This is a genomic window from Pseudomonas sp. MTM4, assembly GCF_019355055.1.
Classification (GTDB): Bacteria; Pseudomonadota; Gammaproteobacteria; order Pseudomonadales; family Pseudomonadaceae; genus Stutzerimonas.
Genome location: NZ_CP048411.1, coordinates 358971 through 385307, shown reverse-complemented (window position 1 = coordinate 385307; position 26337 = coordinate 358971). Strand labels below are relative to the sequence as shown.

The following is a 26337-nucleotide window of genomic DNA, read 5'->3' as shown; positions in this document are numbered from 1 at the left end:
TTTTCCTATGTCCGCGTCTAGCAGATAGCCCGATCGTCACTGTCTGTTTGGGTTCGATTTCTCCCGATCGTATCGACGTAATGTCGACGAGAGTCGTCGGCTTCATCGAGACGTGAGAGCGAGATTGATGTATCGCCAGATAAATGTCTTCAGCTGAGTTTCCTTAGCAGCCTAAGGGATGGTGCTATTGCACTGATAAATGGCACATTGATGCCCCTGCCGTTTGTACCCTCCGTGTGGAACTCTCATGACCATCAGCAATGCCCAGGCCGGCGCGACATTGGCATCCGCGACTTCACAAAGCAGCCCGTTGGCCATGCGCATTATCGGCGCGGTTGCGCTGGCGCATTTGATCAATGACCTGATCCAGGCAGTGCTACCGTCGATTTATCCGATGCTCAAGGCCAGCTATGGTCTGACGTTCACGCAGGTCGGTCTGATTACCCTGACTTTCCAACTGACCGCCTCGCTGTTGCAACCTTGGGTCGGTTACTACACCGACCGCCACCCCAAACCCTGGTTATTGCCGGCCGGCACGGTCTGCACGTTGATCGGCATTCTGATGATGTCCATGGTCGGCAATTTCCCGTTGATTCTGTTGGCGGCGGGGTTGATCGGCATCGGTTCTTCGACCTTTCACCCTGAAGCTTCTCGCGTGGCGCGACTCGCTTCGGGTGGGCGTTTCGGGCTGGCGCAATCGACTTTTCAGGTAGGCGGCAATGCGGGTTCGGCGTTCGGGCCGCTATTGGCTGCGGCAATCATCATTCCGTACGGTCAGGGCAATGTGGCCTGGTTCGGGCTGTTCGCCGTGTTTGCGCTGTTCGTGCTGTATCGAATCAGCCGCTGGTACGCCAATCACTTGAGCCTGTTCAAGCTCAAGCAAGGTCAGGCGGCGACCCATGGCTTGTCGAAAGGTCGGGTGATGAGCGCGCTGGTCGTGCTCGGCTTGCTGGTGTTTTCTAAGTACTTCTACATGGCCAGCTTCACGAGCTACTTCACCTTCTACCTGATCGAGAAGTTCGATCTATCGGTGGCCAGCTCCCAACTGCATCTGTTCCTGTTTTTAGGTGCAGTTGCAGCGGGAACCTTCTTCGGAGGGCCGATCGGCGACAAGATTGGCCGTAAGGCAGTGATATGGTTTTCGATCCTTGGCGTGGCGCCATTCACCCTGATTCTGCCTCACGTCGACCTGTTCTGGACCAGCGTCCTGAGCGTTGTCATCGGCTTCATCCTCGCCTCGGCGTTCTCGGCCATCGTCGTGTATGCCCAGGAATTGGTGCCGGGAAATGTCGGGATGATCGCCGGGGTGTTCTTCGGATTGATGTTCGGCTTCGGCGGGATTGGCGCAGCCTTGCTGGGGCATTTGGCGGACATTCACGGCATCGAATACGTGTACTTCCTGTGTTCGTTCCTGCCGTTGTTTGGTGTGTTGGCGATCTTCCTGCCAAGGACCAAAAAAGCCTGAGGGACTCCGAGGTCGTTGAACGAAGCAATCGGCGGCAAGCGACCTTCAGCCTGCTGTCGAAGCTACCTCATGAAACCGAGCTTCTCTCCTCTAACGTCTCCCGCAAGCAGCGCCGAAACAGCTGATGCAACGGCAATCGCTGCGCGCTGTGGCGGCTGACGAGCATCAGCTCGCGGTAGAAGGTGGCACTGCCGAGGGAAATAATGCGTACCGTTGGCGTGCGTTCCAGCCACAGCCCGGCCTTTGGCACCAGCGCCACGCCCAGGCCGCTTTCAACCATCTTGACAATGGCATCCAGCTCGTCCAGTTCGAGCCCTGGGCGCACATCCAGATGGTGTTTGCGCAGGAATTGACTCACCTGGCGACCACCGAAAGAATTGCGGTCGTAGCGCACTAAGGGATGCTCGACGAGCAACCTTAACGGGTCGTCGCCCTCTACGCTCAGCGGAGCGATCAGCATGAAGGGCTCCTTCTGGATCAGCTCGGCATGCAATTCCTTGGGCAGCGCAAACGGCGGTCGGATCATCACCGCGAGGTCGATATCCCCAGCGTCGACCTGCGACAGCAGGTTCAGCGAAACGCCTGGAACAAGTTTGGGCGCAACGCCCGGCGCTTCGCGCAGCAAACGCAGCAGAACTGGCGGCAGCAAGCCGGTCTGCACGGTGGCGATGGCACCGATGCGCAGTTCGCCGCGGTATTCGTTCAGCGTTTCCGGCTGGCCCATCAGCGCATAGGTTTCGAGGATCTGTTCGGCCAGCGGCACCGCACGGAGCCCGGCTGCATTGAGATGCGCCGAGCGCCCTGTTCGATCGAATAAATGCATGCCTAGCGCATCTTCTAGATTCTTGATCTGGGCGCTCACGGCCGATTGGGTCAAGCCGATCTGATTACCCGCAGCAGCGAAACTGCCACACCGGACGATAGCGAGGAACGTTTTCATTTCACGGATCATTCGGCACCGTTTCATCGATTTTTTCGAGGCTCGAATCAAAACATATTCGTTGTAGAAAGATGCAGCAAATCGGCAAGAATCATCGCTTCCGTTTCATCATAAGAAGGAAGCCCAGATGAGCCTTTCCCCTTTTCACCTTGCGATTCCCGTTTACGACTTGCCAGCCGCCCGCCATTTCTACGGCGAGGTGTTCGGACTCGCTGAAGGGCGCTCTTCCGACCATTGGGTCGACTTCGATTTCTACGGACATCAGTTGGTGATCCATGAACATCCGAAAACCCAGTCTCAGGACGCCGCGCACACCAACGCGGTGGACGGCCATGACGTGCCGGTACCGCACTTCGGCATCGTGCTGAGCTGGCCGGAGTGGGAAGCCCTGGCCGAACGCCTCCGCTCGCTGGGCACCCAGTTCGTCATCGAGCCTTACGTGCGTTTTCAGGGGCAGGTCGGCGAACAGGCCACGATGTTCCTCTTCGATCCCTGCGGTAATGCGTTGGAATTCAAGGCGTTCAAGGACATGAGCCAGCTGTTCGCCAAGTGAGTTGGCGGGCGTCTGATATGACGCGCTGCGGAGATGCGGCAAGCAATTCGCAGCGTCTTGATTAGTCTTTAGCTCAGCCTGCTCCGAGCGCGTAGATATACGCTTTTACAGTCTGACCGCTGCCGAGCCTGACGTCCGCCAGGATGCGTTTGTAGGCGTCGCCTTCGAACTCATCGAGCCTTGCCCAATGCGCCGCAAACGCCTCTGAGCTGAGCACGAAGCCTTCGATCGTCTCGCCGCGCTCATCCAGATCGAGACCGGGAAACCCCAGCGCCGCGCCCCAACCTTCTTCACGCAACCTGCCCGACACACTTGCGGGCTCCCAGGTACCGGGAATCGCCGCCAGGATGTGCTCGTTCGGCCGCCCAGGTGCGAGGGAGCCGTATACAAAAAGTCGCTCGATCATGAGTCGCTTTCCTCAATGCGTTCGGTTGCTTAAGCGAGATTTTGCCATGCGCTCAATGTGGCCAGCCATTCAGCCGGTCTACGAGACTGCCCTGGCGCATAGCGGGCACGAGCGGCGCCAGACAGATTTTCGACACTTGGCGCTAAACAAAAGCGCTGATGGACCGATAAACCGACATGCCAAGCGAAGCGGACGCGGTTCGATCCGCCCCTTCGAGGCGCCCTACACAGCCGGTCTCGTATCTGCTCGCATGCGGCAGACTCGAGATGCGGCATGGCCACTCTGCAAACGGAATCCTTACCGTGCAACTCATCGATAACAGAGCGCTGATCAACGAAGCCCTGAGTCAATCCGCGGCGCTGACTGGAGGTCGTTTCGATCATCGCTACTGGTTGAGCAAGGTGGCGGACGTAAAACTGCTGATCATCTCCAAGCCGGAGGTGCTGTTCGATCTGTCCGTGAAGGTTTACATCCCCCTCGCACCCGGACAGAAGACACCCTTGACCTATGGCGACGGCTGGTTCAACTGGCATTTTCTGGGTAGCAAAAGTGCGATGGTGACCATTGCCCGCGAGATTCTGTCCATCGCGTTGCGCAACCAGAAAGGCAATTCGCCTGTGCTGCAGGCTTGGCTAGCCGAGCTGGTGACGTTCAAACGCAGCAGCAATACCATCGCCGTGCTCGAACCTGAGCCGCATCAGGACCAGGCCGGCCGCTAGAATCCGCTCCCGCTGCTGCACGAGGCGGAAACAATCTTTAAACCGCGTCGCCCGTGCCGAGCGCCGCCTCTTCGTAATCGAGTTCGCGCAGCAGGATCTGCAGCATCTGCTCGTCGATCAGGTGGCGCTTTCTCATCCGGTACAATTCCTTGCGCTGCACAGCGATGGCCTGCACGCGAATGTCGCGCTCCAGCACCTGCGTCTGGCGCGCCTGGTTCGCACGATCTTGGTGTTCCATCAAGGCCTCGATGTCGTGCCGATAGGACTCGGTAATCCGAGCCGTGACCTCGCTGCGCAGCAGCGCCTCGTCGGGATCGTCCACGGGGTTGGCCTGTTTCCAGTTTTCCAGCCAGGTGACCGCAGCCTGGGCGGCGATCCGACGGGCTTTCTTCAGCTCTTCCCTATGTTGTTCGACATCGTTGTTGGGCAGTTGCTTGAGGAAATAGGGGATGCCCAGCGCACCGACCAGCAACGACAAGATGATCACGGCGGCCGCCAGAAAAATCATCAGATCGCGCCCCGGAAATGGCGTGTCGCCAATCATCAGTGGAATCGACAGGACGCCGGCCAGGGTGATTGCCCCACGCACGCCCGCCACGGCGCTGAGCGCGGAAAACAGCCTAAGGGGTTTGGGCTGAACAGTCTTTCCACGCAGCCGATGTACCCGCGCCTCGCTCCAGTGATAGGCGTAAACGAAGCCGAAACGGATCACCAGCAGCAGCGCCATGATCGCCAATGCGCTGAAGATCAGCATCGGCATGCTGTAGCTCTGCTGCCCCGCCGCTTCCCAAACCCGCGCCACGATCCGCGGGAATTGCAGCCCCAACAGCAGAAACACCAGACCGTTGAAGCTGAAATCAAGCATTTCCCAAATGCTGCGGTTGAGGATGCGCGTGCTGGTCTTCACCGGCAGCATGTCGATGCGGCTCTGCACCATGCCCGCCGCTACCGCCGAGAGGATGCCAGACATACCTGCATGTTCGGCCAGGAAGAACGCCGCGAAGGGCAGCAGCAGAATCATCAGCACATAGGCCGAGGGATCAAACAGGTCTCGCGCGGTCATCCATTGCTTGGCCTTGCCCACCGCCCAGCTCAAGCCGGCGCCAATGAGCAGACCACCCAGCGCGATGACAAAAAACTCGCCGGTGACCGTCGTCAGCGAAAAGGTGCCGGTAATGGCGGCGGCCAGTGCGAACTTGAACGAGACCAGGCCAGTGGCATCGTTCATCATCGCCTCGCCTTCCAGCTGGTGCGCCATATGGCGCGGGAGTCGACCCTGGGCGATGGCGATTACGGCTAGCGCATCGGTCGGCGAGAGAATGGCCGCCAGTGCGAAGCTCGCCGCCAGCGGAATCGTCGGCAGTAGCCAGTGGATGAAGTAGCCCACCACCACCAGGATGACCAATACAAGCACCAATGACATGGCGGACATTTCGGCGCCATGCTCGGTGAACTCGCGTTTGGGAATTTTCCACCCGTCGTAGAACAGCAACGGCGGAATGAACAGCAGCATGAAGATCTCTGGCCGTAGCTCAACGCCCATTCCGAACGGCGGAAGCGCCAACATGCTGCCCATCAGAATCTGCAGGATTGGCAGTGGCACTGGCACGACATTGGCGAGTACCCGGCTCGCGCCCACCGCAAGCAACAGCAGAAAGATCAGATAAAGCGTTTCCATAGGATCGGTGGGTCTCTAGCGAAATCAAGTGAGGGGCGCATATAGAGTGCCCGCATATGAAAAAGTATAGCCAGGCGGTTTGATATAGCCGGTTCGTTCGTCAGGTCCGCCTCAACAACCACCAGCACTGCCGCGCGTGGCGTAACATACCGCGCCCTGATCACCATCACCCAATGCTGCCCAACCGAGCAAACATTGCCCCGACGCAGTGGTTACAGAAGCCTGTCATCAGGCGACGAGAGCGGCTTCATCGGGATCGGAGGAGTGAATGGCACCAGGCTGCCAACCCGGAGATTTCCAATGCCCATCTGGCTTCAGACTGCCGCCCTGCTTTGCATCTCCAACTTGTTCATGACCTTTGCCTGGTATGGCCACCTCAAAACACTCAACGGCAAACCCTGGCTGATCGCTGCACTGATCAGCTGGGGTATCGCCTTGTTCGAGTATCTGATCATGGTGCCCGCCAACCGCATCGGCTACACCGAGCTGTCGATCGGCCAACTAAAGATCATGCAGGAGGTCATCACCCTCGCGATCTTCGTCCCCTTCAGCGTGCTCTATATGCAGCAGCCACTGAAGCTCGACTATCTCTGGGCCGGGATTTGCCTGTTAGGTGCGGTGTACTTCATTTTTCGCTCGTGAGCGTGCCGCTGCAAAGCCGCAACATGGCCTTCATTCGAAACATGAGCGGCCTGATGACGCCATCAGGCCGCTTCGGCATACTGGCCGCCCTTTTACGCACCCTGGAGTTTCCGAATGTTCAAGGTCAACGAGTACTTCGACGGCACCGTCAAATCCATCGCCTTCGACATGGCAGCAGGGCCTGCCACCATCGGCGTCATGGCCGCAGGCGATTACGAATTCGGCACCAACCAGTTGGAAGTGATGCACGTGGTCGCTGGCAGCCTGGACGTCAAACTACCGGGAAGCGACAGCTACGAAACCTTTGGCGCCGGCACTCAATTCACCGTGCCAGCCAACAGCAAGTTCCAGCTGAAGGTTGCATCGGATACCGCTTATCTTTGCGAGTACCGCTGAAAGCAAAACGCACTGACTGGCTCAGTTGCCAGACAGTGCGTCTGTGTTGCGTTGACAAATAGCATCTGTAGTACTGCGGCTTGAATCAAACCTTAAGCGCGATGCCGTCCCAGCCTTGCTTGATTTCACCTAGCAGATTCGCCACTTCATCAAGCTTGTTTACGTCGTTATGCCGGCTGGCTTCGAACAGCCGCATCGTCATGAATTCGTACAGGCGATCCAGGTTTTCCGCCAGTTCGCCGCCCGCCTGCTTGTCCAGCACGTCGCGCAGACCGCCAATGATGTTGACCGCCTTGCCAATCAGCGAGCCTTTCTCCGCATATGCCTCACGCTCCATGGCGCCCTTGGCCTGAGCGATACGGTCCAGCCCACCCTGCATCAACATCTGAATCAAACGATGCGGATCGGCCTCGGTCACCTGGGCCTTAACGCCGACTTGCTGGTACTGCCTCATTGCTGCCATAGCATTCATTTGGATGAGCCCCTTGCCACATCAATTTGCATGTACAGCTTATCGGTCGGGGTCGCTCAAGCTTGAGAGCAGTCAGCAAAATTAACGGATAAACGAAAGCGCTTTGTCGGCGGCCTAGGAACGATAGCGAAGCTCACTAGCTTGGGGGTTTGGTTTTTTCAAGCGGATCGTTTCTCGGCAGGCGGTCCGGTGTTACAGGGAAGGCTGAACCGTGCACAGCCCCGGAGGGTGGGCCGGGCAGCGCTCCGCTTCAGCCACCGAATGCTGGTCAACTAGCAAGCCGAACTAAGAACCCCGCCAGGCTCCTGTATAAATCGCGTCGGTGCGTACGTGCGGCACGCTCCATCTGGTGGGCTGAAGCCCACCCTACCTGAACCGTGCACAACCTTGTAGGGTGGGCTTCAGCCCACCGAAACCTAATGGTCAGCTAGCGAGCCGAACCAAGAACCCCGCCAGGCTCCCGCATAATCGCGCCGATGCATACGTGCGAAACTCCGTCTGGTGGGCTAAAGCCCACCCTACCGCACTGCCCCTACGGTGCTGTTACTTCTTGGAGTTACCCGCTGCCCAAGGCAGGTTTTCCAGCGACGCGATAAGGCTGTTGGACGTATTCGACAATTGCCCCACCAACAAGTCCATGGAATTGAACTGCTTGTAGAGTCGCTCTTGCAGCGAGGTGATACGGCGGTTCAAATCTTCCTTCTGATCATCGATCTTCGAGATGGTCTCGGTCATCGCCTTGTTGCGCTGTTCGAGAATGCCGCCAGTTTCGGTGTAGGGCTTGAGCTTCGCATCAAGACGGCTAGCGAGACCTGTATCGCCAGTGAACAACGCCGGCAGCTCGGTAAAGTTGCCATCCATTGCCTTGCCCAGCTTGGCATCATCGATCTTTAGCGTACCGTCTTTCTGCGTGGTGATGCCGATATCGGTCAAGGCACGCAGCGCGCCATCGCCCTGCACATTTACCAATTCATTACGGATGGTATTGAGCAAAGTGCGGGCCGTGGCATCGCCTACCAGCGCACCTGTTACAGGAGCGTTGCCTTCGCCTACGGACGTCACTTTGGTCTGCGCATTGATAACGCCGATCAGCTTGTTGTAACTATCGACAAACGACTGAATCTGCTTTTTGACGCCTGCCTTGTCTTCTGCAACGCTAATACTGAGCGGCTCGTTAGCTGCAGTTTTGGCCTTGAGATCGAGCGTAACGCCGTCGATGGCACCCTCGACCTTGTTTGTTTCACTAACGATCTGCAAACCATCGATAGACAACCTGGCGCTCTGCGCCGTGGTCAGCGTGCGCGCACCTTCACCGGCACTCGAGATGCCGTCGAAGGCCAGTTTCGAGAGACTAACTTGACCACCCTGTACTGGCGCTGCATCAGTTCCCGCCACAGTGATATCGCGCCCGTCACCGCTTTTGCTGCTGCTAAGCACCAGCCGCGAGCCGTGCTCATCCGTCACGATGGTGGCACTGACGCCCATCTCCTTGCCGGCCGCGTTGATGGCATCACGCATACCGGCCATCGTGTTGTTGCTCTCATCGACCGTAACGGAAAATGATTCTTTTGAAGGAGGGGTGCCCGGCACACCGAGCGAAATCTCCAGCGTCCCGCTGGCGAAGCGCGCCGGCGCATCGGCGGTGTTCTTAACCGCAGCGAGAGCCACTTTGCTGCTGGTAGCCAGCTTCTCTACCTCGACCTGATAGCTACCGGCCCCGGCAGTAGTACTGGCAGTGACGCCAACCAGATCCGACTTGCTGGATGTAGCTGAACGCGCCTGGAACAGCTCCGGCTTATTCAGCGCACCAAGTGCCGTCTGGAAGTCGCTGATGGCGCTTTTCAATGCACCAACGGCAGTAATTTGGGTGGTGGTTTTCTTTTCGAGGTTCGCGAGCTGCGTCTCTTTGGGCGCACGCTCAGCCGCGACCATGCTGGACACGATACTGTCGATGTCAATACCGGAGCCAATACCCGTTACGCCAGCCATAGCCTTACCTCGTCAAGAAATTGTTAGCCGGAAAACACAATACAAAAATCGTACCGTTAAGCTTTGGCTTCGAATAACAAACTGCGCATTTCATCCAGTCGCTCGGTAAGGTGAAGGATTTCCTCCGATGGTATCTGCCGAACGATTTTACCTGACTCGCCATCGATTACACGAACAACCACGTCACCGGTGGAATCGTCAACGCTGAAGCTCAGATCCCGTTGGATATTCTGCATCTGCGACCGAAGTTTTTCGACCAAGTCAGCGGTGTTCTCTTGCTCTTCCGCTTTTGCGGGAGCCGTTGCTGGCTGAAGCCTATCGGACGCAGAAAACCCAGCCTCCTTGAGAAGGCTGGGTGGCGATCCAGCTGTCATCTGCGTTTGCGGTGCGGCTCCGCCAGATAATTTTCCGACGTCCATTGATTCACCTCTCATGAATCAATGAGGGTAGAGCACAGCCCTACCCTCATCATTAACGCCTTCTGCTTATTACTGCAGCAAGCTCAGAACAGCCTGCGGCAGCTGCTTGGCCTGGGCGAGGATTGCGGTACCAGCCTGTTGCAGGATCTGGTTCTTGCTCAGGTTGGCGGTTTCAGCTGCGAAGTCGGTGTCTTGGATACGACCGCGGGCAGCGGAAACATTCTCACTGATATTCGTGAGGTTGGCGATGGTATTGTCGAAGCGGTTCTGAACCGCACCAAGATCGGCGCGCTGTGTATCTATGCTTTTCAAAGCAGCATCGATTACATCAATGGCACTCTGAGCTCCGTCTACAGTTGAAATATCAACCTTTGATACTGAATTAACAGTCGATGACCCAGTAGCAGCAGATAATATCTCCGTGCTTGCGCCAGAAAAGCTGAACGACTCAACACCGCTAAGCTTAACTTCACCGACTGCGATCCGATTAGCGTTGGAGTTAACGGCAGACGATGCAGCTCCGTTTATGCCTACATCGTAAGTATGTGTTGCATCCGCCTCGGCAATCGAGAAGCTGATATCATCAGAACCCTTTAGCACAATGCTTGTTTTATCCAACGTACCGTCGCTATTCGCAGCAAACTCGGCAGTAACACCTGCATTAGAAGAATTTATTTGGTTCTTCATTGCGGTTAAGTCGTTAGCATTAAAATTATCAACGGTCACGCTTTCCCCATTCAGTGTCAAACTAACCGTTCCGCCATTGAATGTAGAATCAAAGCCACCAATTTTCACATCGTTCTTAACTTCTGCGGTAACACCAACCCCAGCAGCAGCAGTCGCCGTATTGATAGCTCCGGCAATATCTTTTGACGTCGATTCAGCAGTGTATGCAATTGCTCCTGTGGCGCCTTTAGAGTCAGAAATCTTAAAGTTAGCCGCTGCCAAAACAGCGTCAGTACCGTTGGTTGCTGCTGTAACAACAGTCCCGGCTACCGAACCTTTAGTCCCATATTCATTATTTCCGAGCTTGGCCGCCGCGGTGGATGCGATTGAAAAACCAATCGTCTCGTTTGCTTGCGAACCTACTTGGAACTTCACATTTGAAAAGTCACCATCGAGCAATTTGCGACCACCAAACGTGGTTGTGTTTGCAATACGATCAAGCTCTTCCTTAAGCTGCCCAACCTCTTGATTAAGAGCCTGGCGCTCAGTAGTGGAGTTGGAACCGTTAGCCGACTGGAGCGAAAGATCTCGCATACGCTGCAAAAGGTTGGTCGATTGCTGCATAGCGCCTTCAGCAGTCTGCGCCAAAGAGATACCGTCATTGGCGTTCTTTACGGCTACACCGAGACCATTGATCTGGCTGGTCAGACGGTTGGAAATCTGCAGGCCTGCAGCGTCATCCTTCGCGCTGTTAATGCGGCTACCAGTAGACAGGCGCTGCATGGAGGTGCTGAGGGCGTTGGACGAAGATTGCAGGTTACGCTGAGTGTTGAGCGATGCAATGTTTGTATTGACTGTAAGAGCCATGATGTGCCTCCAAGGGCGCTAGTTACTTTGGTTGCCTGAGCTTGCGACTCCGGGCCGGCTTTTGCCCAGGCACCCATTGAGTTCGCATTCGATTAGCTTATCGGCGTCGTTTCGGTGAGCTTTAGGAGGCGGTTGAAAATATTTTTGCAAGCCCCGAGAACAACCTGTACGACACCGGCGAATCCGCAAACAAGCGAGCCCGCCTGCGAAGGTTGTCGGACGGGTGGTGGAAATCTTTAATGGATGAATAGAAGGTAGCGAGGTGGACGGCAGGCGCGTGCGGGAGTGTTTGGTTTTAGAGTGGGCTGGAAACCCTTTTCGCCGCGAGGGCGCGCCTCCCACAGGACTGGAGTAAAGCCGCTGCTTTTGTAGGAGGGCCGCCCTCGGCGCGAAGCTTTTACTTGTTGTTCACTACCTGCTGTTCGTCGCGGGGCGAGCCCTAGCGGGCACAAGCGGTCGCCGGATCCGGATGCCTGCTTGTTGGCGGATTGTACCCGCCCAACGCGGATGCGCAGTTCGCCAGGAACCGGCGTTGTAGGCTAGTTTTCGAGCGCCGCCAGTCGTTGCAGGAACGACTCTTCATCTTCCACCGCGACGCCGAGTTCGTTGGCCTTCGCCAGTTTCGATCCGGCGCCCGGCCCTGCAACCACTACGCTGGTTTTTGCCGAGACGGAACCCGAAACCTTCGCCCCCAACGCCTCCAGCCTCGCCTTGGCCTCGTCGCGGCTCATGCTTTCCAGCGTTCCGGTCAGTACCCAGGTTTGGCCCGCCAGCGGCATGCCTTGCGCCGCCTTACGCTCGCTTTGCCAGTGCATGCCGAACTCATGCAACTGGGCCTCGATTGCGTAGGCGCGCTCGGCGTTGGTCGCGACATCGAAATAGTCGCGCAATGCGCGAGCAGCCTTTTCGTTGAGCCGCTCTACTTGGCGTAGATCGAGCCAGTCGGCTTCGATGATGCCCTTGAGGCTACCGAAGCGGTCGGCGAGGCGCTGAGCGCCGGTGGCGGCGATAGACGGCATGTTGAGCTTGTCGAGCAGTCCGGCGAGCGTCGCGCAGGCGGCAAACTCAGGATGCACGTCGCCCTCCTCCTGCAGCTGCACGCCTCGCTCGCGCAGCTGTTCGATGACGAGCTGGTTATGCTCATCCTCAAAGAAGCTGTGAATTTCATGGGCTACTTCCAGGCCGATGTCCGGCAGGTAAACCAGCACATCCGGTAACGCCCGGCTGATGCGATCCAGGGAACCCAAGGCCCGCGCCAGGAGTTTGGCCGTGCCCTCGCCCACGTCGGGAATGCCCAGCGCATAGATGAAGCGCGCTAAGGACGGCGTGCGGCTGACGTCGATGGATTTGAGCAGGTTGCGAGTCGACACTTCGGCGAAGCCTTCCAGAGCCAATACCTGCTCGAAGGTCAAGCAGTAGAGATCGGCTGGCGAGCTGACCAGTCCGGTATCGACCAGCTGCTCGACGATCTTGTCACCGAGCCCGTCGATGTCCATGGCGCGACGCGAAACGAAATGAATGATCGCCTGCTTGAGCTGCGCCTGGCAGGCCAGCCGGCCCACGCAGCGGTAGATCGAACCTTCGCTGATCGACTCCCGGCCCTTGCTGCGTTTGATCAGCTGGGTGCGTTCAACGGCCGAGCCGCAGACTGGGCATTGTTCCGGTACGTGAACGACACGCGCGTTTTCAGGACGACGCTCCGGGATCACACCGAGAATTTGCGGAATCACATCGCCCGCGCGCCGCACGATGACCGTGTCGCCGATCATCACGCCCAGGCGCGCCACCTCATCCATGTTGTGCAGCGTGGCGTTCGAGACCGTCACGCCAGCGACCTGCACGGGCTTCAGGCGTGCAACCGGTGTGATTGCGCCAGTACGGCCCACCTGGAATTCCACGTCCAGTAGTTCGGTCACTTCCTCGCGGGCCGGAAACTTATGCGCGATGGCCCAGCGTGGTTCGCGCGCACGGAAGCCCAGCTCGCGCTGCTGCGCGGTCGAGTTGACCTTGAACACTACGCCATCAATCTCGTATGGCAGCGCGTCGCGTTTTTCGCCGATCGACTGGTAATAGGCACGGCACTCAGCGACGCCCTTGGCCAGCCTCAGCTCACGGCTAATGGGCAAACCCCAGCCTTTGAGCGCATTGAGGATGTCGATGTGGGTATCCGGCAGCTCGCCATCGCTGCGGCCGACGCCGTAGGCACAAAGCTCCAGCGGGCGGCTGGCGGTTATCTTCGAGTCAAGCTGTCGCAGGCTGCCGGCTGCGGCGTTGCGTGGATTAGCGAAGGGCTTGCCGCCGGCTTCCAGTTGGCGTGCATTCAACGCCTCGAAGCCGGCCTTGGGCATATAAATTTCACCGCGCACTTCCAGTACCGACGGCCAGCCGCTGCCATGCAGTTTGAGCGGGATATTGCGAATGGTGCGGACGTTGGTGCTGATGTCCTCGCCCGTACTGCCGTCACCACGCGTGGCACCGCGTACCAGCTGGCCGTTTTCGTAAAGCAGGCTGACGGCCAGGCCGTCGAGTTTCGGTTCGCAGCTGTATTCCAGCTCAGCGCCGTTGCCAAATAGATCACCCGAGGGCAAGTCCAGCCCGTCGCGGGCGCGTCGATCGAAGTCGAGCAGATCCTGCTCCTCGAAGGCATTGCCCAGGCTCAGCATCGGCACTTCGTGGCGGACCTGGCCGAATGCCGCTAAGGCCGCACCACCGACACGCTGAGTGGGTGAGTCGGGGGTGACCAGTCCCGGGTGTTCGGTTTCGAGCGCTTTGAGCTCCTTGAACAGGCGGTCGTACTCGGCATCGGGAACGCTGGGCTCGTCGAGTACGTAGTAGCGATAGTTGTGAGCGTCGATTTCGCTGCGCAGTTCGGCGATGCGCTCGGCAGCAGTTTGGGCGGAAGGCATAGAACGGAGCCGTGGCAGTGGCAATGCTGGTCAGACAGTCTCAGCGCGCCTTTGGTTGATATAAGGCGCGGGATTTTAGCTGATTCAGAAAATGGTGGCTGGGGTGCGCGGGGGTTCGGTCTTTCGGAGGGGCTGGTAGGCCTGCGGCCTACTTCGCCGCGAGGGCGCGCCTCCTACAAGAGCGGAGCGGTTTTGAGTAGGTTGGGCTTCAGCCCACCACAGACCACGGTGGGCTCCTTCTTGGTGGGCTGAAGCCCACCCTACGGGCTGAAGCGGAGCGCCGCCCGGCCCACCCTACGCCAGTCAGCGTTGCTTGACGGTCATCTGCCGGCGCTCGTATTCGACGATGCGCTGGCGGTAGTGCTCGATGGTCTGCGCGGTCAATACGCTGCGCTGATCGTCTTTCAACTCGCCGTTCAATTCCGAGGACAGCTTGCGTGCGGCGGCGACCATCACGTCGAAGGCTTGCTTGGGATGACGCGGGCCGGGCAGGCCGAGGAAGAAGCTCACGGCCGGCGTGGTGAAATGGTCGATATCATCCAGATCGAATGTGCCGGGCTTGACGGCGTTGGCCATGGAAAACAGCACCTCGCCATTGCCTGCCATGCTTTCGTGGCGATGGAATATGTCCATTTCGCCGAAACGCAGGCCGCTTTCCAGAATGTTCTGCAGCAGCGCCGGGCCACGGAAGCCGTGCGGGTCGCGGGAAATCACGTTGATGACGAGCACTTCCTCGACCGGAGGCAGTTCATGCTCGGACTCGCTCGCCTCACCGTCATCGCCTGCCACAGGCTCGAGCAATGTCGGGACCGGCTCATCGCTGGTGAAGTGTAGATCGCCCTGCTGAGGTTCGTTGGTGCGACGTTTGACTGTCTCGCGCGCGCTCATTGACGGGAGATCCGTTTCGTCCAGCGATGGCTCGTTGTTGCGGCTAACGACTCGCGGCGGTCCTAACAACTCATTGGAGTCGCCTTCGTCAGGGAAACTGTTGGCGATATTGCGATCTAGCTTGAATTTCAACTTGCCTTTGCTGCCGCGCATCCGGCGCCAGCCATCGAAAAGAATGCCGGCGATAACAATGATGCCGATGAGGATCAGCCACTCGCGCAGACCGATATCCATTAATGCTTAAACCCCTGAAATCGATGATAAAGACGCAGATTCACAGCCGCTGAACAGGCTCATCTGCGCATCGCAAAAATTGCGCTCTAAACTAGCACGACGAACGGTAGATGTGCACCGCCCGACGCGGCTCTTTTGTTAGTCTCCGTTTCCCTCAAAAACACCCGAACTAGCGGGTCTCAAGCCTCCACGAGTGCTACCGCCTGTTCCACATCGACGGCCACCAATCTTGAACAACCCGGTTCATGCATGGTCACGCCCATCAGCTGATCAGCCATCTCCATCGCGATCTTGTTGTGCGTGATGTAGATGAACTGCACCTTTTCGGACATTTCCTTGACCAGTCGCGCGTAGCGGCCGACGTTGGCGTCGTCCAGGGGTGCATCCACTTCATCGAGCATGCAGAACGGTGCCGGGTTGAGCTGGAAGATCGCAAACACGAGCGCCAGAGCGGTCAGTGCTTTTTCGCCGCCTGACAACAGGTGGATGGTGCTGTTCTTCTTGCCCGGCGGACGCGCCATGATCGCCACCCCGGTATCGAGTAAATCTTCCCCGGTAAGTTCCAGATAAGCGCTGCCGCCACCGAAAACCTTGGGAAAAAGCGCCTGCAGCCCGCCATTGATCTGGTCGAAGGTATCCTTGAAGCGATTGCGGGTTTCCTTGTCAATCTTGCGGATGACATTCTCCAGCGTATCCAGCGCCTCGGTGAGGTCGTCGTTCTGCGCATCGAGATAGCGCTTTCGTTCCGATTGCTGATGGTATTCGTCGATCGCCGCGAGGTTGATCGGACCGAGGCGCTGAATACGCGCAGCAAGGCGCTCGAGTTCAGCCTCCCACTCCGCCTCCGCTGCGCCAGCAGGCAGCGTCGCCAGCACGCCATGCAGATCGAAGCCATCTTCGTGCAGCTGATCCTGCAACGCCTTGCGCCGAACGCTGAGCGCTTGCCACTCCATGCGCTGCTGTTCGAGCTGGCCGCGTAATAGTTGCGCCTGCTGTTCAGCCTGGGTACGGCGTTTCTCGACATCGCGCAGTTCACGGTCGGCGTCTTCGAGTGCCAGGCGCGCCATCTTGAGCTCCTCCTCGACACCCATGCGTCGCTCAAGCAGCTCCTCGAGCTTCATTCGCAATTCATCGAGCGGGGCTTCACCCTCTTCCAGATTCAGACTGAGCTGCTCGCGACGCTCCATTGCTCGTTCGAATTGTTGTTCTAGGCGCTCCAATGCCTGGCGAGTCGAATCATGCTGTGCTTTCAGCGAGCCGACTCGCACAGCCAGCTGGTGCGCGTGATCCTTGTGCTGGCGGGCCTCCTGGCGAACCCGATCGAGAGACTCGCGGATGGCATCGCGGCTCGCCAGCAATGTTTCGCGTTGTTCGGTATCCGCTGCCATCGCGTCGAGCGCATCCTGCAGATGCAAACGAGCCTCGCCGAGCTGTTCGGTTTCAAGCTCACGCTGTTCGGACAGTTCGGAAAGCTCTTCATCTAGTCGAACACGGCGCAAGCTGAGCTGCTCCAGCCTGGCCTGGCTGGCGGATAATCGTGCATTCAACTCGGCCTGCTGACGGGACAGGTCTTGATGCTGACGACGCTGCTGTTCGCGCCGATCTTCCGATTCACGTTGTGTTTCGCGAAGCTGGCCGAGCCGCTCGCCCTGCAGTTCCAGACTTTGTTCGCGCTCATCGCGCTCAGCCTGCAGCCGCTCCAGTTCCTGACCGCGCGCCAGCAGTCCGGACTCGGCCTCTCCGGCACGCCGCACGCGCAAAAAATGTCGACCAACCCAGTAGCCGTCACGGCTGATCAGGCTTTCGCCCTCGCCGAGCGAACCACGTGCAGCCAGCGCCTGATCAAGATCATCCACCGGACGCACCCGCCCCAGCCACGGCGACAAATCGGCAGCTGACTCGACCTTATCCAGCAAGCTATTGGCCATGCCACCGCCGCCCTGCGCCGGGCTGACAAGCCGTAGTTCGCCCTGCTCGAAGCCGCTCATATCGAGGCCGTCGAATTGGTCCAGTAAGACCGCCTGTAAATCCGCACCCAGCACGGTTTCGACCGCCAGCTCCCAGCCCGGCTCGACGCGCAGCCCTTCGGCGAGGCGTGGACGCTCATCGAGCCCCTGCTCACGCAACCATTCGGAAACGCCTTTGCCTGGATCCATCGCGGCCTGCTGCAGTGCTTCCAGCGAAGCGATGCGGCCGCTGAGCCGCTGCAGTTCACCCTGCGCCTGCTGCTCGGCCTGACCGGCCTGTTGCAGCTGCTCGCGTATGCGTTCGAGCTGCTGATCGGTCTGCTCTTGCGCGGCAATTAGCTCTTCCAAGCTCAACTCACCGACGGACAGCTGTTCGCTCAGCTCCGCTACCGCGGCATCCTCAGGGTCGCCCGCGAGCGAGGTGCGCTCGTCTTCCAAGCGACGCTGGCGCTCGCTCAGACGCTCCAGTGATTGTTCGAGCTGCTGGATACGCGACTGCTGCACCTCGGCCGCACGGCGTGGCTCGGCACTTTGCTGGTTGAAGCGCTCCCATTGCTCCTGCCATGCCTGCATGGCAGTTTCGGCCTCTTCGAGTTGCGCCGCGGTTTCCTCGGCTGCCGCGCCGGCGATGTCTTGCTCGGGCTCGAGCATTGCCAGCTCTTCGCCGAGGGTGGCGAGCAAGGTGCGGTCGTGACCCAGATGTGATTCGGTCTCCAATCGTGCTTGCTCGGCCTCGCGAAGATCATCCTGCAGCTGCCGCAAACGCTGCTGGCCGTGCTGGATGCTCTGCTCGACCCGTGCGATATCGCCGCCGACCGAATAGAAGCGCCCTTGGACCAGGTTGAATCGCTCGGACAGCTCGTGATGACCGTCACGCAGCCGCTCGATACCGGCGTCCGCGTTGCGCTGTTCGGCGACTAACGCCTCGAAACCGACCTCCTGATCGCCGATCACTTGCTCGCGCTGGCCGACCTGTTCGTTCAACACCTGCCAACGCAACGCCGACAATTGCGCCTTGAGCTGACGCTCTTCGGCCTTGTATTCCTGATATTTCTCAGCGGACTGCGCCTGGCGGTGCAAGCGCTCCAGCTGGCGCTCGAGCTCTTCGCGCAGATCGGTCAGGCGCGCAAGGTTTTCATGGGTGCGGCGAATGCGGTTCTCGGTTTCACGGCGGCGCTCCTTGTACTTGGAGATGCCCGCCGCCTCTTCGATGAAGTTACGCAGATCCTCAGGCTTGGCCTCGATCAGCTTGGAGATCATGCCCTGCTCGATGATCGAGTAGCTGCGAGGGCCCAGGCCGGTGCCCAGAAAGATGTCAGTAATATCGCGGCGGCGGCATTTCACGCCATTGAGGAAGTAGGTGTTCTGCGCATCGCGAGTCACGCGGCGGCGGATGGAGATTTCGGCGAAGGCTGCGTATTCGCCGGTCAGCGTGCCGTCGGAGTTATCGAAGATCAGCTCGATGCTGGCCTGGGTCACCGGTTTGCGCGTATTGGAGCCGTTGAAGATGACATCGGTCATCGACTCGCCACGCAGATTTTTCGCCGAACTTTCGCCCATCACCCAGCGCACGGCGTCGATGATGTTGGATTTGCCGCAGCCGTTCGGCCCGACCACGGCCGCCATGTTGCTGGGGAAGCTCACGGTGGTGGGATCAACGAAGGATTTGAAGCCGGCCAGCTTGATGCTTTTCAGACGCATGCGGGCCTATCCGTGGCAGTCAGCGTGAGGACGAACAAGAGAGTCGCCTTGAACATCGGGATTCCTGGCATCGAGTGGGTGCTGGCGAGAAAACGGCGGAGTTTATCACGCCGCTTTGTAGCCATCGCGGCGATAGATTCGCAGTTTCGGTGTGATTCGGGGATGCGTTGCGCCTGGTGGGCTGAAGCGGAGCGCCGCCCGGCCCACCCTACAGAATCGGAACGTCGCGCGGCTCGTTTTAGCGACGTAGGGTGGGCTTCAGCCCACCTATGATGACGGCGAGGAGTTTTCTACCAGCTACAAGCGACATAAATCGTAGCGCGGCTCGCTTCAACCGCCGGTCATGCTCATAAAGCGCACCACTTGCACTTGCTCGTCGGTGCGGAATTCATGTCTTTCCGGCTTGAGTTGCAGCGCGTCAACCAACGCTTGACGCAGTCGCTCACTGTCGCCCGGATGGCTGCGCATCAGGGTCTTGAGGTCCAGTGCGCCTTCGTGGCCGAGGCACAGCACCAGCTTGCCTTCAGCCGTGACACGCACCCGGTTGCAACTACCACAGAAGTTGTTGCTGTGCGGCGAGATAAAGCCGACCTGGGTTTCGCTGCCGGCGACCTGCCAATAGCGCGATGGGCCGCCTGTGGTGTGGCTACTGCGTATCAGCTGGTGGCCGACTTCGATGCGCTCACGCACCTCTTCGCTGGAACAAAAGGTAATTTCACGCTCATGGCTGGAGATATTGCCGAGCGGCATTTCCTCGATGAAGCTGATGTCCAGCCCGCGCTCCACAGCGAAATTCACCAAGTCCAGCACCTCGTCGTCGTTCCTGCCCTTCTGGATCACGCTGTTGAGCTTGATCCGGCGGAAACCTGCGCTACGCGCGGCATCGATACCTTCGATGACCTGATGAAGCATGTCACGGCGGGTCAGCTCGGCGAATCGCTCGCGTTTGAGCGAGTCGAGACTGACATTAAGACGCTTGACGCCCGCGTCGCGCAGTACTGTCGCGAGTACTGGCAGTTGCGAGCCGTTGGTGGTGATGGCCAGATCTTCCAGTTCTTCACGCGCGCCCAGACGACTCAGCAGGCTCGGCAGCCCTTTTCGCACTAACGGTTCGCCACCCGTCACCCGGATACGTTTGACGCCAAGACTGATGAACGCATCAGCTACGGCATAAAGCTCTTCCAGTGTGAGGATCTGTGCACGCGGAGCGAAGACCATGTCTTCGCTCATGCAATAGGTGCAGCGAAAGTCGCAGCGGTCGGTGACCGACAGCCTCAGGTAGGTGATGCGTCGGCCGAATGGATCGACCAACTGGGAATCTGGCATGTCGCTCTCCAAACACTTGATGCGCGAGCTAAGACTATGCCGGAACGTGACGCGTGGCAAAGGTACGGAGCCAAATGGTCTATCGGAGCTTGGAGCGGCGTAATTCCACGAAGCCCCTCCTCTGACCGTGCATTCAAAAAAAAACGAAAACCGTCCAGCTTTTTCTGACCGCCGTCCGCAACGATGTTTTGCCAGTGCGGTTCGAACGTTAGGATATTCGCCTTCTCCGTTTTGCCGGGAGCTTACGCACATGGACAACGACGCCCTCCGTTCGATGGGCTGGCGGGAGCGCCTCTACGTCATCATCTTCTTTACCAATACGCCGGCAGGTAAACGATTCGACACCTGGCTTACTGGTATTCATTTTCGCCAGCCTCGTGGTTGTGATGCTCGACAGCATCGCGATCTACCGGTTGGAATACGGCACGTTCCTGGTCGGTCTCGAATGGTTTTTTACCGCCGTTTTCGCTATCGAATATCTAGTGCGGATTTATACCCACCCCGAGCCGCGCAAGTACATTTTCAGTTTCTATGGAGCCATCGACCTACTGTCGGTACTCCCAGCGTTCATCGCCTTGCTGTTACCGGATGCGCAGTACCTGCTGGTAGTGCGTGCGATCCGGATGTTGAGGGTGTTCCGCGTGCTCAAGCTGACTCAGTATCTGAGCCAGCCAACTTCTTAATGGTTGCCCTTCGCGGCAGCAAACAGAAGATTGTTGTCTTTCTGCTCAGCGTCACCACCATGGTGTTGGTGTTCGGCACCTTGATGTATGTGATCGAAGGGCCATCGAGGGGCTTCACCAGCATTCCGATGAGTATTTACTGGGCGATCGTCACGATCATAACCGTCGGTTTCGGTGACATCGTGCCGCAAACTCCACTAGGCAAGGCGGTGGCGAGCCTGGTGATGATCACGGGTTACTCAATCATCGCCGTCCCTACCGGCATTTTCACTGCCGAGCTGGCTACTGCCATGCGTGCTGACAGCTTGCAGCATCGTTGTCCCACATGCGAAAAGCTCAGCCACGAAGCCAATGCAGCGTTCTGCAGCCGGTGCGGTACTCAGCTCTTCAAGCGCCCTGAACCCGACCCCGAAAGCTGAGCCGCGCGCACAAAGACGTTCACTCCCTGATTTCCTCGAATCAAGCGCCACTGCGCGCATTCGAACCGCCTCGGTCGAGGGTTGTCACAACCTCTGACCTGCCGCGGGCCCGGATGGAGACGCGAATGCCCTTGCTCAAACTGCTGCACTTCGCAAGCCTGCTGTGCTGGTGCGGCACTCTCCTGTACCTGCCTGCGCTCATTGCCGCCGGCACCAAGCGTACTGATGCGCTTTTTTACCGGGACCATGCTCATCTCACGCGCATGGTGTTCAACCTCGTCGGTACGCCGGCTGCGCTTATCGCCATCGGCTCGGGGACGGCCCTGTTTCTGCGCGACGGCATCATGGCTGGCTGGTTGATTGTCAAACTCAGCACCGTCGCAGGCATGGTCTTGTGTCATGCCCTTTGCGGCGTACTTGTGCTGCATATCGAACGCACCCCGGAACAGAGCGTGACCACCCGTTGCCGCGTTCTTGGCGTGGCCATCGCGGCTTTCACTACCGCGACGCTCTGGCTGGTACTGGCCAAGCCGTTTTAGCCCATGACCCAACCGCCGGATCGAACCGAATAGCGCCCATGACCGAACGATTCAAGCCTCACCCACAGCAGCCCAGGTCAGACCTTGTCCAGATCGACCCCAACGGCATGCTCATAGACCAGTCGCCCCCCCAGATAGGCGGCCAGCGAGATCAATGCGGCCGTGATCGCGGACAGGTACAGCGCCCACAGATGAATGTTGTCCCCCTCGTTCTGGAAGCGCAGCAACCAGTTGAGCGAAGCCAGCGAAAGCATCATCACCGCGAGGATCGCATGGCACCAGGCGGTGATCTTCTGACGAATCTCGCGCACCGTGAGCAGGTCGATCAGGCCGAAGATACTCGCGACCCAGCCACCCAACGCACCCACACCGGCGAGCCAGATTCCGGCACGCCACCAGAAATCATCCAGCGTCCAGATATGGGCGAGATCGACCGGCAGCAAGCCGATCAGCGCCGCTACCGGGAAATGGATCAGCATCGGATGCAGGGGGTGTCCGGCGATCGCGGCGCGACTGTGAATAGAACTTTGGTCATTGGCCATCCGGCACTCCAGCGGCATAAAGGGGAACGCGCCGAACGAGCCGGCAGCCTCTTGAAATGGACCACGCTGGCGCTGGCAGTTCCTTTATTGGCCGCGTGCGGTGGCCCACTGTCCGCGCTCCACCCGGCCAGCCCGATGGCAAGGCAGGTGGCGAATGTCTGGTGGGGCATGTTCGCCTTCGCCACCTTGGTGCTGGTGGTGGTCAGCGCGATCTGGATCTACGCGCTGGTACGCAAGCCACGCCAGACCAGCCAGGAACAGGCGATGCGAATCAATCGCTGGTGGATCATCGGTGGCGGCGTCGTGCTGCCAAGCGTGAGCATCATCGTGCTGCTGATATTCGGCATCCCCACTGGCCGCGGCATGATTCCGCTTCCCGTGGACGGCGAGCAGCCGCTGAAGGTGGAGGTCACCGGCCATCAATGGTGGTGGGAAGTGCACTACCCCGACAGCGGCGTTACCACGGCCAATCAGTTGATCATCCCAGCCGGCCGCCTGATAGACGTGCATGTCACCAGTGCGGACGTCATCCACTCGTTCTGGGTGCCTCGTCTTGGCGGAAAAATGGACATGCTGCCCGGCCGAACCAACGTCATTCGCATCGAAGCCGGGCATGCCGGGATCTTTCATGGGCAGTGCTCGGAATTCTGCGGACTTCAGCACACCCACATGAAACTCCATGTCGAAGCCCAGACCACTGCCGACTTCGACGCCTGGATCGCCGCGAGGGAAAACCTCAGCTTCACGCAGCGCGCGCCCGGCGCGGCCGGTCAGGTCTTCGACGAACGCTGCGGCCAATGTCATCGCGTCGAGGGAATAACCAACGGCAATCGAGCACCGGACCTGACCGACCTCGCCAGCCGCCCGTCGCTGGGCGCCGGAGTGATCGAAAACGACCATGAAGGACTGCGCCGTTGGTTGCGCGAACACAAGTCGCTCAAATTCGGAAACGGCATGCCTGCCCATGATGACGTTCCGCCAGAAACCCTAGATCAGATTGCCGATTGGCTGGAGACGCTCGCTCCATGATTTCTTCGTTCAGGGGCAGCGCCCCTTCTACCGATCCGGATCAGCTTCATGATCAATTCAATGACGTCTGGGGCAACCCGCGCGGCTGGCGTGCGCTGACCATCGTCAACCACACCAGCATCGGCCTGCGCTTCATGGTCACTGGGGGCGTGTTCTTCCTGATCGGCGGGCTGATGGCGATGCTGATCCGCACGCAACTCGCCATGCCGGGCTACGTGTTGATGGAGCCGGACGTCTACAACCAGGTCTTCACCATGCACGGTTCGGTGATGATGTTTCTGTTCGCCGTGCCGATGATGGAAGGGCTGGCGGTCTATCTGATACCCAAGATGCTCGGCGCACGGGATCTGGTCTTTCCCCGACTCTCGGCCCTCGGGTATTTCTGCTATTTGTTCGGCGGCATCATTCTGCTGTCCAGCGTATTTCTCGGCGTAGCGCCCAAGGCTGGCTGGTTCATGTACACGCCGCTGTCCAGCGCCTCGCACATGCCGGGCGTGAATTCGGACTTCTGGTTGCTGGGCATTACTTTTGTCGAAATTTCGGCGGTGAGCGCGGGCGTCGAGTTGGTGGTGTCGATCCTGCGCACCCGCACCAACGGCATGGCGCTGCACAAGATGCCGATTTACGCCTGGTACATCCTGGTGATGGCGATGATGATCGTCATCGGTTTCCCACCGCTGATCCTGGGCAGCATTCTCCTGGAACTGGAGCGCGCCGCCGGCCTGCCTTTCTTCGACACGGCCAAGGGCGGTGACCCGGTACTCTGGCAGCACCTGTTCTGGCTGTTCGGCCACCCCGAGGTTTACATCATCTTTTTGCCCGGCGCTGGCATCGTCTCGACGTTGTTGCCGGTGTTCTGCCAGCGTCCGCTGGTGGGATATCGGTGGGTCGTGCTGGGCGTCCTGACTACAGGTTTTCTCAGCTTCGGGCTCTGGGTTCATCACATGTTTACGGTGGGCATCCCGGCGCTCGCACTGGGCTTCTTCTCGGCAGCGAGCATGCTGGTGGCCATCCCCACCGGGGTGCAGATTTTCGCCTGGATCGCGACCCTGTGGCTGGGCAAGCCGGTGTATCACGTCCCGATGCTTTGGCTGGTCGGGTTTCTGATCGTCTTCGTCTGCGGCGGCCTGACCGGCGTGATGGTGGCGCTGGTGCCCTTCGACTGGCAGGTACACGACACCCATTTCGTCGTCGCGCACATGCATTACGTGCTGGTGGGCGGTATGTTCTTTCCGTTGATGGCAGGACTCTACTACTGGCTGCCGCATTTCTCCGGCCGCATGCCCTCCGTGCGCTTGGGGCGCTGGGGGTTCTGGCTGGTATTCATCGGGTTCAACACCACCTTCTTGATCATGCACTGGACCGGCCTGATAGGCATGCCGCGTCGTGTCTACACTTACGACACCGGTCTGGGCTGGGACATACCCAATCTGATCTCATCGATCGGCAGCTTCATCATGGCCATCGGCATCGGCACCATACTGCTGGACATCGTGTTGCACTTCCGCTTCGGTCAGCCCGCCAAGACCAACCCCTGGAACGCCGACACGCTGGAATGGGCGACCAGCCTGCCACCGAGCCCGTACAACTTCGTCAGCCTGCCGGACATCACTGATCGTCATCCGCTGTGGAAGGATCCGGATCTGCCCCACAGCATCGCCCGCGCTGAACATGCGCTGACGACCATCGATCATGGACGACGGGAGACCTGGGGCTCGGACCCGCTGAGCGGCAAGGTACGTGAGGTTATTCATCTGCCGGGAAATAGCTGGTGGCCCTTTGTGGCCTCAGTATTCCTTGCCGCGCTCTGCCTGAGCCTGCTGAACAAGGTCTACTGGGGTGCACTGTTCGCGACTGTCGCAACCTTGATCGTGCTGTTCCGCTGGTCCTGGGAAAACGGCGCGCATCCATCCGCCGCACCGGATGCACGCACCCAGCCCGGCGAGCCTCCGCTGCATTCGCGCACCTTCGACGGCCCGGGGCTCTGGGGCATGGGCGTCACCTTACTGGCCAACGGCACGCTCTACCTGTCGCTGCTGTTCGGCTGGTTCTATCTGTGGACCGTCTCGCCGCAATGGCAGGTGCCGGAGCAGCCGCAACTGAACGGCTGGCTGATGCTCGCCAGTGCCGTTCTGCTGACCATCGGTACGTTGTGGATGCGTGTCATACCGGCGCGGCTGCGCCGTGGCGACACCAGCGGCCTGATGGGCAATCTGGGTGTGGTAACAGCCATCGGTGTGGCGCAATTCGGCACCTTGTTATGGGTGTTGCTAAGCGCCAACTTGCAGGTAACCGAGACCGCCCACGACGCGGTGATCTTCGTGATCCTCGCCTACAGCCTGATCCATTGCGGCCTGGCAACCATCTGTACGTTGCTGCAGATGCTGCGGGTGCATCACGGTTATGTGGGTGAGATGGCGCCATACGAGCCAGTGGTCGTCGAGCAGCTCTGGTACTACAACCTTGGCGTGGTCTGGAGCGCTTACGCGGCGATCGTTCTATTCCCGTCGGCCTGGGGAGGTGCCTGATGAGTTACCGCCGCACGTCAGTGTTTCATCCGATACAGATCCCCTTCGGCCTGATCATCTGGAGCCTCTGGTTCGCCACGATGTACGGCTCGCATGCGGTGGTCTGTTCGATCGCACCGCCTGATCCCAATCTGGGAATCTTCAATTGGCTGAACGCGAGTTTCGGCATATTCACCTTGGTAGTGGTTGCTCTGTTGCTTTGGCTGGGGTGGCGGTCCTGGAGGCTCTCACGGCCACCACATGATCTCGACGAACGCCAAGTATTCGTCACCAAGGTCGCATCGGGGATTCATTTCATCGCGGCGTTGTCGACGATGTTTGTCGGTCTGCAGCTGGCGTTTCTGCCGCCATGCGTGTGAGAAC

Annotated in this window: 21 protein-coding genes and 1 pseudogene; 10 read left to right on the top strand and 12 right to left on the bottom strand. The window is 59.0% G+C overall.

Annotated elements, in window-relative coordinates; all coding sequences use genetic code 11:
• Nucleotides 1–247 precede the first annotated feature (247 nt).
• Nucleotides 248–1465 carry an MFS transporter gene (locus tag GYM54_RS01830; RefSeq protein WP_181103916.1) on the top strand — a complete coding sequence of 406 codons (1218 nt, stop codon included), beginning with the start codon at nucleotides 248–250 and terminating at the stop codon, nucleotides 1463–1465.
• A gap of 67 nt (nucleotides 1466–1532) precedes the next feature.
• Here the strand turns inward: GYM54_RS01830 and GYM54_RS01825 are convergent, their stop codons facing one another.
• Complete coding sequence (locus GYM54_RS01825; RefSeq protein ID WP_181103919.1) at nucleotides 1533–2417, bottom strand: LysR family transcriptional regulator; 885 nt, start codon at nucleotides 2415–2417, stop codon at nucleotides 1533–1535.
• A 115-nt stretch (nucleotides 2418–2532) separates the two neighbouring features.
• Here GYM54_RS01825 and GYM54_RS01820 point away from each other — a divergent pair, with 115 nt between their 5' ends.
• A complete protein-coding gene (locus GYM54_RS01820; RefSeq protein ID WP_181103922.1) occupies nucleotides 2533–2958 on the top strand; it encodes a VOC family protein in 426 nt (141 codons plus the stop codon).
• Nucleotides 2959–3031: 73 nt separating this feature from the next.
• Here GYM54_RS01820 and GYM54_RS01815 read toward each other — a convergent pair whose 3' ends face one another.
• Nucleotides 3032–3364, bottom strand: a complete 333-nt coding sequence (locus tag GYM54_RS01815) for a gamma-glutamylcyclotransferase family protein (RefSeq protein WP_131648589.1) — start codon at nucleotides 3362–3364, stop codon at nucleotides 3032–3034.
• Between the two features lie 302 nt (nucleotides 3365–3666).
• Between GYM54_RS01815 and GYM54_RS01810 the strand changes: the two genes are divergently transcribed.
• Nucleotides 3667–4083, top strand: a complete 417-nt coding sequence (locus GYM54_RS01810; protein ID WP_181103925.1) for a hypothetical protein — start codon at nucleotides 3667–3669, stop codon at nucleotides 4081–4083.
• A gap of 37 nt (nucleotides 4084–4120) precedes the next feature.
• On the opposite strand, the gene GYM54_RS01805 is transcribed toward GYM54_RS01810, so the two are convergent.
• Complete coding sequence (locus tag GYM54_RS01805; protein WP_181103928.1) at nucleotides 4121–5761, bottom strand: Na+/H+ antiporter; 1641 nt, start codon at nucleotides 5759–5761, stop codon at nucleotides 4121–4123.
• A 300-nt stretch (nucleotides 5762–6061) separates the two neighbouring features.
• On the opposite strand from GYM54_RS01805, the gene GYM54_RS01800 reads away from it, so the two are divergent.
• Nucleotides 6062–6403: a DMT family protein gene (locus GYM54_RS01800; RefSeq protein WP_131648586.1), complete on the top strand. Its 342-nt coding sequence runs from the start codon at nucleotides 6062–6064 to the stop codon at nucleotides 6401–6403.
• Between the two features lie 114 nt (nucleotides 6404–6517).
• Nucleotides 6518–6799, top strand: coding sequence for a pyrimidine/purine nucleoside phosphorylase (locus GYM54_RS01795; protein WP_181103932.1), 282 nt, complete (start codon nucleotides 6518–6520; stop codon nucleotides 6797–6799).
• An 85-nt stretch (nucleotides 6800–6884) separates the two neighbouring features.
• Here GYM54_RS01795 and fliS read toward each other — a convergent pair whose 3' ends face one another.
• The 8 genes from fliS to moaA form a co-directional block, all read right to left on the bottom strand.
• Nucleotides 6885–7271 carry a flagellar export chaperone FliS gene (gene fliS, locus GYM54_RS01790; RefSeq protein ID WP_181103935.1) on the bottom strand — a complete coding sequence of 129 codons (387 nt, stop codon included), beginning with the start codon at nucleotides 7269–7271 and terminating at the stop codon, nucleotides 6885–6887.
• A 543-nt stretch (nucleotides 7272–7814) separates the two neighbouring features.
• The gene (fliD, locus tag GYM54_RS01785; protein WP_181102049.1) at nucleotides 7815–9260 is read right to left on the bottom strand and encodes a flagellar filament capping protein FliD; all 1446 of its coding nucleotides are present in this window, start codon (nucleotides 9258–9260) and stop codon (nucleotides 7815–7817) included.
• Nucleotides 9261–9316: 56 nt separating this feature from the next.
• Nucleotides 9317–9679, bottom strand: coding sequence for a flagellar protein FlaG (locus tag GYM54_RS01780; RefSeq protein WP_181102051.1), 363 nt, complete (start codon nucleotides 9677–9679; stop codon nucleotides 9317–9319).
• A gap of 69 nt (nucleotides 9680–9748) precedes the next feature.
• Entirely contained in the window at nucleotides 9749–11212 is a 1464-nt protein-coding gene (locus GYM54_RS01775) for a flagellin (protein WP_181102053.1), read from the bottom strand.
• A 539-nt stretch (nucleotides 11213–11751) separates the two neighbouring features.
• Complete coding sequence (gene ligA / locus GYM54_RS01770; protein WP_181102055.1) at nucleotides 11752–14118, bottom strand: NAD-dependent DNA ligase LigA; 2367 nt, start codon at nucleotides 14116–14118, stop codon at nucleotides 11752–11754.
• 303 nt (nucleotides 14119–14421) lie between these two features.
• Nucleotides 14422–15240: a cell division protein ZipA gene (gene zipA, locus GYM54_RS01765; protein WP_131648581.1), complete on the bottom strand. Its 819-nt coding sequence runs from the start codon at nucleotides 15238–15240 to the stop codon at nucleotides 14422–14424.
• Between the two features lie 179 nt (nucleotides 15241–15419).
• Nucleotides 15420–18908 carry a chromosome segregation protein SMC gene (gene smc, locus GYM54_RS01760; RefSeq protein WP_181102057.1) on the bottom strand — a complete coding sequence of 1163 codons (3489 nt, stop codon included), beginning with the start codon at nucleotides 18906–18908 and terminating at the stop codon, nucleotides 15420–15422.
• A gap of 330 nt (nucleotides 18909–19238) precedes the next feature.
• On the bottom strand, nucleotides 19239–20234 hold the full coding sequence (gene moaA, locus GYM54_RS01755; protein WP_181102059.1) for a GTP 3',8-cyclase MoaA: 996 nt from the start codon (nucleotides 20232–20234) through the stop codon (nucleotides 19239–19241).
• A 250-nt stretch (nucleotides 20235–20484) separates the two neighbouring features.
• Between moaA and GYM54_RS01750 the strand changes: the two are divergent.
• A pseudogene (locus GYM54_RS01750) lies at nucleotides 20485–21336 on the top strand (ion transporter).
• 125 nt (nucleotides 21337–21461) lie between these two features.
• On the top strand, nucleotides 21462–21875 hold the full coding sequence (locus GYM54_RS01745; RefSeq protein WP_131648577.1) for a CopD family protein: 414 nt from the start codon (nucleotides 21462–21464) through the stop codon (nucleotides 21873–21875).
• 77 nt (nucleotides 21876–21952) lie between these two features.
• On the opposite strand, the gene GYM54_RS01740 is transcribed toward GYM54_RS01745, so the two are convergent.
• Nucleotides 21953–22417: a DUF2231 domain-containing protein gene (locus GYM54_RS01740; protein WP_181102061.1), complete on the bottom strand. Its 465-nt coding sequence runs from the start codon at nucleotides 22415–22417 to the stop codon at nucleotides 21953–21955.
• A 135-nt stretch (nucleotides 22418–22552) separates the two neighbouring features.
• On the opposite strand from GYM54_RS01740, the gene coxB reads away from it, so the two are divergent.
• Genes coxB through GYM54_RS01725 form a run of 3 tightly spaced genes read left to right on the top strand, consistent with a single transcriptional unit; the run spans nucleotide 22553 to nucleotide 26333 of the window.
• Entirely contained in the window at nucleotides 22553–23446 is an 894-nt protein-coding gene (coxB, locus tag GYM54_RS01735; protein WP_181102838.1) for a cytochrome c oxidase subunit II, read from the top strand.
• Nucleotides 23443–25974 carry a cytochrome c oxidase subunit I gene (gene ctaD / locus GYM54_RS01730; RefSeq protein ID WP_197444713.1) on the top strand — a complete coding sequence of 844 codons (2532 nt, stop codon included), beginning with the start codon at nucleotides 23443–23445 and terminating at the stop codon, nucleotides 25972–25974. Before coxB ends, ctaD begins: the two co-directional genes overlap by 4 nt.
• Nucleotides 25974–26333, top strand: coding sequence for a hypothetical protein (locus GYM54_RS01725; protein ID WP_197444712.1), 360 nt, complete (start codon nucleotides 25974–25976; stop codon nucleotides 26331–26333). Before ctaD ends, GYM54_RS01725 begins: the two co-directional genes overlap by 1 nt.
• The last annotated feature ends 4 nt before the right edge of the window (nucleotides 26334–26337 follow it).

Coding starts and splice junctions, on each gene's coding strand:
- GYM54_RS01830 (WP_181103916.1), top strand. CDS start 248: ATGACCATCAGCAATGCCCAGGCCGGCGCGACATTGGCATCCGCGACT.
- GYM54_RS01825 (WP_181103919.1), bottom strand. CDS start 2,417: ATGATCCGTGAAATGAAAACGTTCCTCGCTATCGTCCGGTGTGGCAGT.
- GYM54_RS01820 (WP_181103922.1), top strand. CDS start 2,533: ATGAGCCTTTCCCCTTTTCACCTTGCGATTCCCGTTTACGACTTGCCA.
- GYM54_RS01815 (WP_131648589.1), bottom strand. CDS start 3,364: ATGATCGAGCGACTTTTTGTATACGGCTCCCTCGCACCTGGGCGGCCG.
- GYM54_RS01805 (WP_181103928.1), bottom strand. CDS start 5,761: ATGGAAACGCTTTATCTGATCTTTCTGCTGTTGCTTGCGGTGGGCGCG.
- GYM54_RS01800 (WP_131648586.1), top strand. CDS start 6,062: ATGCCCATCTGGCTTCAGACTGCCGCCCTGCTTTGCATCTCCAACTTG.
- GYM54_RS01795 (WP_181103932.1), top strand. CDS start 6,518: ATGTTCAAGGTCAACGAGTACTTCGACGGCACCGTCAAATCCATCGCC.
- fliS (WP_181103935.1), bottom strand. CDS start 7,271: ATGAATGCTATGGCAGCAATGAGGCAGTACCAGCAAGTCGGCGTTAAG.
- fliD (WP_181102049.1), bottom strand. CDS start 9,260: ATGGCTGGCGTAACGGGTATTGGCTCCGGTATTGACATCGACAGTATC.
- GYM54_RS01780 (WP_181102051.1), bottom strand. CDS start 9,679: ATGGACGTCGGAAAATTATCTGGCGGAGCCGCACCGCAAACGCAGATG.
- GYM54_RS01775 (WP_181102053.1), bottom strand. CDS start 11,212: ATGGCTCTTACAGTCAATACAAACATTGCATCGCTCAACACTCAGCGT.
- ligA (WP_181102055.1), bottom strand. CDS start 14,118: ATGCCTTCCGCCCAAACTGCTGCCGAGCGCATCGCCGAACTGCGCAGC.
- zipA (WP_131648581.1), bottom strand. CDS start 15,240: ATGGATATCGGTCTGCGCGAGTGGCTGATCCTCATCGGCATCATTGTT.
- smc (WP_181102057.1), bottom strand. CDS start 18,908: ATGCGTCTGAAAAGCATCAAGCTGGCCGGCTTCAAATCCTTCGTTGAT.
- moaA (WP_181102059.1), bottom strand. CDS start 20,234: ATGCCAGATTCCCAGTTGGTCGATCCATTCGGCCGACGCATCACCTAC.
- GYM54_RS01745 (WP_131648577.1), top strand. CDS start 21,462: ATGCCCTTGCTCAAACTGCTGCACTTCGCAAGCCTGCTGTGCTGGTGC.
- GYM54_RS01740 (WP_181102061.1), bottom strand. CDS start 22,417: ATGGCCAATGACCAAAGTTCTATTCACAGTCGCGCCGCGATCGCCGGA.
- coxB (WP_181102838.1), top strand. CDS start 22,553: ATGGCAAGGCAGGTGGCGAATGTCTGGTGGGGCATGTTCGCCTTCGCC.
- ctaD (WP_197444713.1), top strand. CDS start 23,443: ATGATTTCTTCGTTCAGGGGCAGCGCCCCTTCTACCGATCCGGATCAG.
- GYM54_RS01725 (WP_197444712.1), top strand. CDS start 25,974: ATGAGTTACCGCCGCACGTCAGTGTTTCATCCGATACAGATCCCCTTC.